Annotated in this window: 5 protein-coding genes; all 5 read right to left on the reverse strand. The window is 45.7% G+C overall.

What is annotated here, in order from left to right:
• Nucleotides 1-172 precede the first annotated feature (172 nt).
• Entirely contained in the window at nt 173-547 is a 375-nt protein-coding gene (locus tag NTD81_RS19310; RefSeq protein WP_262184380.1) for a barstar family protein, read from the reverse strand.
• A gap of 12 nt (nt 548-559) precedes the next feature.
• On the reverse strand, nt 560-787 hold the full coding sequence (locus tag NTD81_RS21520) for a ribonuclease domain-containing protein (RefSeq protein ID WP_410017185.1): 228 nt from the start codon (nt 785-787) through the stop codon (nt 560-562).
• Complete coding sequence (locus NTD81_RS19315; RefSeq protein ID WP_262184381.1) at nt 775-990, reverse strand: hypothetical protein; 216 nt, start codon at nt 988-990, stop codon at nt 775-777. Before NTD81_RS19315 ends, NTD81_RS21520 begins: the two co-directional genes overlap by 13 nt.
• Before the next feature lie 50 nt (nt 991-1,040).
• Complete coding sequence (locus tag NTD81_RS19320; protein WP_262184382.1) at nt 1,041-1,571, reverse strand: contact-dependent growth inhibition system immunity protein; 531 nt, start codon at nt 1,569-1,571, stop codon at nt 1,041-1,043.
• Nucleotides 1,572-1,885: 314 nt separating this feature from the next.
• Nucleotides 1,886-2,017 carry a hypothetical protein gene (locus tag NTD81_RS19325; protein WP_262184383.1) on the reverse strand — a complete coding sequence of 44 codons (132 nt, stop codon included), beginning with the start codon at nt 2,015-2,017 and terminating at the stop codon, nt 1,886-1,888.
• Between the last annotated feature and the right edge of the window lie 66 nt (nt 2,018-2,083).

Here is a 2,083-nt window from a genome sequence, read left to right on the forward strand (position 1 = left end):
TCTATTCTGTCAATCGTGATGCCTTTTTCTCTGAGGTGAGCTTGACCACGTTTAACTATGTCATCGGTTATTCCAACGTAACGAGTCACACCATCAACAACGCAGTTATAAACACAGGTCTTTCCGCCTATAGAGGCAACCTCACCTGCGCCTTTTGCACCAACGGCTTAATCTATTTTTCTAGCAGATTCTCGACCGTAAGCCTATCAATTTCTCTGAAGACTACTTCTATCTCGTGTTCTTCGTCACCAACCCAATCAAGGACCGCGTCACGTAAAATCTCAAGGTATACCTGTAGATCCTCTCTTGGCAATTCTGGAAGATTCACATGTACAAGGACGATTTTATGGCATGGAATCCAGCTAAGATCTCTTAAGCAATCATATAAGGCATCCCAGTTAAATCCAAAATATCCCGGCAACCAAAGTAGATAATACAGCGCTCTTATCAATTCCTCTGCAATCCCAATGGAGGGGTCAATCCGTACATAAAAAACCTCGGCCGCGTCATATGAAGGCGGGATGTCCACAAACTTGAATGGCAACATTTTCGACAGGCCTCACTTTTTTATCGGGATGAAGGTTTTGTAGTGGTCGGCTGTGTAATACATTTCGCCGCCTTTCCCTACGACGATTCGCTGAGGTCCTGGCCCTACTATACCGGGCGTAGGATGGACGTATTCAGTGTAGTAACCGGCTGGTTTCTGCGGCAGATCCGATGCGCGATTCTGGAATATAGAACCGTCGTTTCGATGAGGGAAAGATCCACCTGACTTTATCCGATCCAAGGTTGGCCAAGATCAACTCTACCTTGGAAAACCTGACCAGTTTTTTGATCAACAACCTTGATGCCATCGATGAAGCGAGTGGCGTCTTTTGCACGTCCAAGCAAAGCTTCGCCATATTTTCTTTCAAGAGCCTCCAATGCGTCTTTAGTTAGCGTCTCACCAATGCTTGCCGGCCTCCACGAAACCCAGGGTGATTCAGACAAAATAACACCGGCGCATGGCCGGTGTCAGATCAACTCGAAACCTCTACACATTAGGTGCACCGACTAAAAGCCAAGCGTAAGGCCGCACCTACATCAGAAGGACTACTACCGCTGGGGATAGTGACATAGTCACTCTCACTTATACCATTGCCACTCCAGGCTTCTAGCTTTTCGTGATGGCTGGGGCGAATAGTGATCTGATCACGCTTACTTTCGATACTGCATTTTTTCATATCTTTAAATAATGCACGCTTAGTCTTGTAGCCATAGCGTTCCAAAATGCTCCCAACCCATTGATCATATCGTAGATTGGTCAGGCTGTAGTCGTATAGCTCCATATCAAAAGTAGCCTCAGGATGAATCCAAACATCCTTTCGCGGTTCGGGAAGCACAAATCGGCTATGAGTCAAGGCGTCAAGTACAGCAAAGCCTAACTCTTGATCACTAGTTTCAGGGCTGGCGTGATGCTCGACACCCTGTGGATCAGCTCGACTACTCCGATAGCCAGAATAAGTTTTAACGTAAATAAATTCCTGATTGACTCCTGCATCCGCCCAGGCTGTTTTCACAACATCGTTCATCTTAATTCACCTTGGTAATTTTTACCGTAATGCCTTTACCCTGACCATACTCAATTAATTCCTTCTGCCGGATACTCCAATTCATTAGGCCTAAATTCTCTTTCGAGTCGAAATGACTCTTTACCATCCCACAGCCAAAGGGAACCACCCGGTCCGCCATTTCTGGAGCGGAATGTAGGAAATACTTGTAGCCTTTCGGGCACTGGGACATTTTCCACAACGGATAGGAGGCCTTGATTTACCGCACTTTGAACAACAAAGAATGCGGAAAATTGTGGCTCGCCATCAACAACAACCGAAAAATCTTTTGGTTGTTAATTATGAAATCCGGGGAAAACACGAATTAAAAAACCAAATTCAGGATGCTTATGAGTAACTTGCGCATACGCGACACCCTGCGAGGTTAACACCTGCAAAATGTCGCCCAGCTTTACCTTCTTAGCCATTTAAAATCCTTCATATCCAGCTTTTTCAGCAGCTCAGCACCACGAATCAAACCCTGTTCATACTTG

Source organism: Pseudomonas sp. 5P_3.1_Bac2 (genome assembly GCF_025465995.1).
GTDB lineage: Bacteria > Pseudomonadota > Gammaproteobacteria > Pseudomonadales > Pseudomonadaceae > Aquipseudomonas.

Bases quoted from the DNA above. Each gene is read 5' to 3' on its own strand.
- NTD81_RS19310 (WP_262184380.1), bottom strand. From the start codon at position 547: ATGTTGCCATTCAAGTTTGTGGACATCCCGCCTTCATATGACGCGGCC.
- NTD81_RS19320 (WP_262184382.1), bottom strand. From the start codon at position 1,571: ATGAACGATGTTGTGAAAACAGCCTGGGCGGATGCAGGAGTCAATCAG.
- NTD81_RS19325 (WP_262184383.1), bottom strand. From the start codon at position 2,017: ATGGCTAAGAAGGTAAAGCTGGGCGACATTTTGCAGGTGTTAACCTCG.